This is a genomic window from Flavobacterium sp. (genome assembly GCF_003525665.1).
In the GTDB taxonomy this organism is placed as follows: Bacteria; Bacteroidota; Bacteroidia; order Flavobacteriales; family Flavobacteriaceae; genus Flavobacterium.
In genome coordinates this window covers 1-5,412 of the sequence record NZ_DQDX01000078.1, presented here as the reverse complement: position 1 = coordinate 5,412, position 5,412 = coordinate 1, and the positions used below count along the sequence as shown (strand labels likewise).

The following is a 5,412-nucleotide window of genomic DNA, read 5'->3' as shown; positions in this document are numbered from 1 at the left end:
AGCAATTACAGGAAATGGTGAAGGCGAAAAAGTTCTCGGACAAGTAATGATGCTCAAAGGAGGAAATTCAAAACAAGTAATTGAAGATGTTAAAACTAGAGTTGCCGAAATTGAAAAAACTTTACCAAAAGGTGTTTATATCAACCCATTTTTAGAAAGAAGTGAATTAGTTGGTAAAACTACTTTTACTGTAGCAGAAAACCTTATTTTGGGTTGTCTAATAGTGATTTTTGTAGTCGTTCTTTTGTTAGGAAATTGGCGTTCAGGATTGGTTGTTGCTTCAGTAATTCCATTATGTTTGTTGTTTGCAATTACATTCATGAACATCTTTGGAATCGATGCAAACTTAATGAGTTTAGGCGCAATAGATTTCGGAATTATAATTGATGGAGCCGTAATTATCGTAGAGTTTATAGCTTTTCAAATTGCTCACAAATCAAGACATTTAGTAAATTTATCTAAAGAAGAACGTCAAATTCAAATTGACGAAATCACTTATAAAAGTGCTTCCAAAATGATGAATTCTGCTGTTTTTGGTCAGTTGATTATCTTAATTGTTTTTATTCCTATTCTATCATTATCTGGAGTTGAAGGAAAAATGTTCAAGCCAATGGCAATGACTTTCAGTTTTGCATTAGCTGGAGCAATGCTACTTTGTTTCACTTATGTTCCAGTAGTTTCTTCCTTATTTTTAAAACCTAAAGAAGAAAATCCTAATTCTTTTTCATCACGATTAATTGCCAAAATGAATTCGTGGTATTTGCCAATAATTACTTGGGCTTTAAGTAATACTAAGAAAGTAATTTATGGAGCTATATCTTTATTAGTTTTTGCAATTGTACTTTTTACAACAATGGGTGGCGAGTTTATTCCAACTTTAGATGAAGGTGATTTTGTAATTCAACCAGTTTTAAAAACAGGAACTTCATTAACTAAAACAATAGAAACTACAACAAAAATTGAAAAGATTATTCTAAAAAATTTCCCAGAAGTAACACAAGTTGTAAGTAGAATTGGTGCAGCTGAAGTGCCAACCGATCCTATGAGCATGGAAGAATCAGATATTATTGTGAAATTGAAACCAAAAGGTGATTGGGTTTCCGCAGATTCAAAAGACGAATTGGCCGATAAAATTAAAACTGAGATAGAAAAGCAAATTCCAAACATGGAAATCGAATTCACACAACCTATAGAAATGCGTTTCAATGAATTAATTTCAGGAACTAGGAGTGATGTCGCTATTAAAGTTTTTGGAGAAGATTTAAATGTTTTAGCAAAAAAAGCACAACAAATAAAATATGCTATTGCAGATGTAGAAGGCGCTTCTGATATTATCATCGAAAAAACAGAAGGTTTACCACAAATGAGTGTGGTTTATAATCGTTCGAAAATTGCTCGCTACGGATTGAATATTGCAGATTTGAATGAAATGATAGCACTTGGTTTTGCAGGAAAAACTGTTGGAACTGTATTCGATGGTGAAAAGCGTTTTGATATGGTAATTCGTTTAGATAAAACCAACCGTCAAGATATTGATAATTTGAGAAATCTTTATGTTCCAACTCCAAATGGTGAACAAATTCCGTTACAAGAATTGGCGCAAATTGAATATACAGAAGGTCCAGCAAAAATTTCAAGAGATAATACTCGCAGAAGAATTGTTGTGGGAATTAACGTTAGAAACCGGGATTTACAAAGTGTTGTCACTGACGTTCAAAAAATTGTAAATGAAAAAATAAAATTACCCGAAGGCTATTATGTAACTTATGGAGGTCAATTTGAAAATCTTCAAAGTGCCAAAGCACGTTTGTTGATTGCCGTTCCAATTGCTTTATTTTTAATATTCATTCTTTTGTATTTTGCTTTTGGTTCAGTAAAAGAAGCTTTGATGGTTTACTCTGCAATTCCACTTTCAGCGGTTGGAGGAATTTTGTTTCTTTGGATTCGTGATTTGCCATTCAGTATTTCCGCTGGTGTTGGATTTATTGCTCTTTTCGGAATCGCAGTCCTCAACGGAATTGTACTTATTGAACATTTTAAAGAACTAAAACACCAAGGAATGAAAGATATAAACGAACTAATTTTGAAAGGTACAACCGATAGATTACGTCCAGTTTTACTAACAGCAGCCGCAGCAGCTTTAGGATTTTTGCCAATGGCAATTTCGTCATCAGCAGGAGCAGAGGTGCAACGTCCGTTAGCTACAGTTGTTATTGGTGGATTGTTTACAGCAACCATTTTGACCATGATTGTACTTCCAATTTTATACAAACTTTTAGACAAAAAAGAAGGTAAAAAAGCTAAGTTTAAAATCCATACCAATGCTACAATCATTTTGTTACTATTGAGTTCGTCATTGGCGTATTCACAAAATAATAATCCTGAATTAGATAGTTTAATTTCAAAAGCACATCAAAATAACAAAGCCATAAAAGCAGGTCAATTATCAGTAGATAAAGCTAAAGCGAATATAAAATCGGCTTACTCATTTGATAAAACAAACATTTATTACAGCTATGATCAAAACAATTTGGCTTTAAATAATTTACCTTTAAAAGTATTCGGAGTACAACAACGATTTTTATTTCCATCGGTTTATGGTGCTCAAAAGAAATTATATTCTGCTGAATATGAAAGAGAAAAATCAAATTTTGAAATCACCAAAAATAGATTATCAAATGAGGTTGCTAAAGTTTATAATCACATAGTTTATTATCAAAATCAAGAAAAATTATACAAGTATTTAGATAGTTTGTATCAGAACTTTTCAAAAGCAAGTGATAGACGATTTGAATTAGGAGAAACCAATTACCTTGAAAAAATTACAGCTCAAAGTAAGTTTAGACAAATCAGAACTAAATTAGCTCAAATAGAAAAAGACAAATTGGCTAATTACGAAATGCTACAAGGATTACTGCAATCTGATGAAAAAACTATTATTAAAAATGACAAATTAATTCCAAATAATACAATAATTGAAAGTTCAAGTAAAGACTTATATAATTCTTATTTTGAAAATATTACAAAAACATTTCAATCTAATACTAAACTTCAAAAACAACACTATTTGCCTGATATAAATCTAGAGTATTTTCAAGGAAAAAACAATGGTTTATCGCAGTCTTTATATGGATTTCAAGTTGGGTTATCAGTTCCAATTTTATTTGGAGGTACAAAAGCTAAAATCAATGTTGCCAATTTAGAATTACAAAGTTGGGAACAACAAAAACTAAACGAGCAAACTAAAATGGAGCAATTCATTTCACAAAAGAAAAATGAATTGATCAAACATGAAGAAGGTATAAAATACTATAAAGAATACGGAGAAAAATTGGCTAAAGAGATTATAAAAGTAGCCGATATGAGCTATAAACATGGAGAAATTGATTTTTTCCAATACATTACCTCTTTAGAAAACGCCACATCAATTCAAGTGGATTATCTTGAAAATGTGTTACAATACAACAAAACCCAATTTGATTTACACTACCTTAATTACTAATTTGCGATGAAAAAAATACTATATATACTTGCAGCGACTACTTTACTAATTTCATGTAAAGATGCCAAAACAGAAGCTCCAGCTGATAAAAATGATGGTTTAACTGTGATTTCTACAAATCAATTTAAGACGATGGCAATGGAAGTTGGAACTCCAATAGAACAAAATTTTGATGTAACAGTAAAAGCTTCAGGTAGGATAGATGTTCCACCTCAAAATAGAGCTAAAATTACTTCATTTATTGGAGGATATGTAAAAGCTACGAGTCTTTTGGTTGGAAATAAAGTAGTTAAAGGTCAACCACTTTTAACAATGGAAAACACAGAATTTCTAGATATTCAGAAAGATTATCTTGAAGTTGCCGAACAAATCACCTATTTAAAATCGGAATTTGAAAGACAAAAAACGTTGTATGATGAGAAAATTACTTCTCAAAAGAACTACTTAAAATCGGAAAGTGATTATAGAAGAGCCAAAGGAATGTATCAAAGTTTAAGAGCTAAATTACTTTTGCTAAACATCAATCCAAGCAATGTTGAAAAAGGAAAATTGACTTCTGTTGTTACTATTTTTTCTCCAATTTCAGGTGATATTGTAATCATGAATGCTAATGTCGGAATGTACATTGCAGCTTCTGATGTAATTTTAGAAATTGTTGATACAAGTCATTTGCATTTAGAATTAGCAGTTTTTGAAAAGGATATTTTGAAAATCAAAGTTGGTCAAAAAATTAAATTCACTGTTCCAGAAGCTTCTAAGGAAATTTTTGATGCTGACGTTCATTTGGTAGGAAAATCTATTGAAGGTAATGATAGAACTATTAATGTTCATGGACATCTTGATGATGCTATCAAACAAAGATTATTGACAGGAATGTTTGTTGAATCACAAATCATAACCGATTCTAAAAAAGGATTGGCCATACCAAAGGACGCTTTAATCTTTGAAAACCAGAAATATTTCGTACTTTTATTAAAGAATGAAGACGCAAAAGGATATTCATTTGAAAAGGTTCAGGTTCAAAAAGGAACTGCTTCAGAAAATTTTGTTGAAATTCTTCCAAATGAGCAAATAAATAATAATTCTAAACTTCTTGTAAAAGGTGTTTTTGATATTATAAACTAAATCTCAAGTACTAAAATATAAATTAAGATGATTAAATCTAAAAAAGAAAAGGAAACAATAACAATAGATAATTATCTAGACAGTCATTACATACACAGAAGTAATTGGTTAAGAGCAGCAGTTTTAGGCGCAAATGATGGAATAATATCTATTTCAAGTCTTGCTATTGGAGTTGCTGCGGCAAGTTCAACAAGAGAGCCAATTGTTTTAGCTACAGTAGCTGGACTTGTTGCTGGTGCATTGTCAATGGCAGCTGGAGAATATGTATCTGTAAGTTCACAAACGGATACAGAAAAAGCAGATATTGAAAGAGAAATAAAAGAATTGGCAGAAACACCCGAAGACGAGTTGAAAATCCTAGCTCAAATCTATGAGAAAAGAGGTTTAAAACCAGAAACAGCAATGCAAGTTGCAATTGAATTCACAGAAAAAGATGCCTTAAGCGCTCATATTAGAGACGAATTAGGAATAAATGAAATAAGTCAAGCAAATCCTATTCAAGCTGCTATTTCATCAGGTGCTGCCTTTACTGTTGGTGGTGTATTGCCATTGCTTGTTATTCTTTTTGTACCCATAAAAAATATGGAATATTGGCTCTATGCTTTCACAATAATTTTTCTAATTGTATTGGGAAGTATAGCTGCTAAAACTGGAGGTTCAAGTATCAAAAAAGCAATTTTACGTATAACCATTTGGGGAACAATTGCAATGGCATTATCTGCATTAGTAGGCTACATCTTTGGAGTTAGAGTGTAAACTACACACAATAAACTATAAACAATAAA

General features: G+C 31.4%; 3 protein-coding genes. All 3 read left to right on the top strand.

Annotated elements, in window-relative coordinates:
• Positions 1 to 3,502: CusA/CzcA family heavy metal efflux RND transporter (locus DIU01_RS05405; protein ID WP_290832248.1), on the top strand; the 3,502-nt coding region annotated here is incomplete at its 5' end.
• 6 nt (positions 3,503 to 3,508) lie between these two features.
• The gene (locus DIU01_RS05400) at positions 3,509 to 4,627 is read left to right on the top strand and encodes an efflux RND transporter periplasmic adaptor subunit (RefSeq protein WP_290832246.1); all 1,119 of its coding nucleotides are present in this window, start codon (positions 3,509 to 3,511) and stop codon (positions 4,625 to 4,627) included.
• 27 nt (positions 4,628 to 4,654) lie between these two features.
• Positions 4,655 to 5,383, top strand: a complete 729-nt coding sequence (locus DIU01_RS05395; protein WP_290832244.1) for a VIT family protein — start codon at positions 4,655 to 4,657, stop codon at positions 5,381 to 5,383.
• Positions 5,384 to 5,412: the final 29 nt, after the last annotated feature.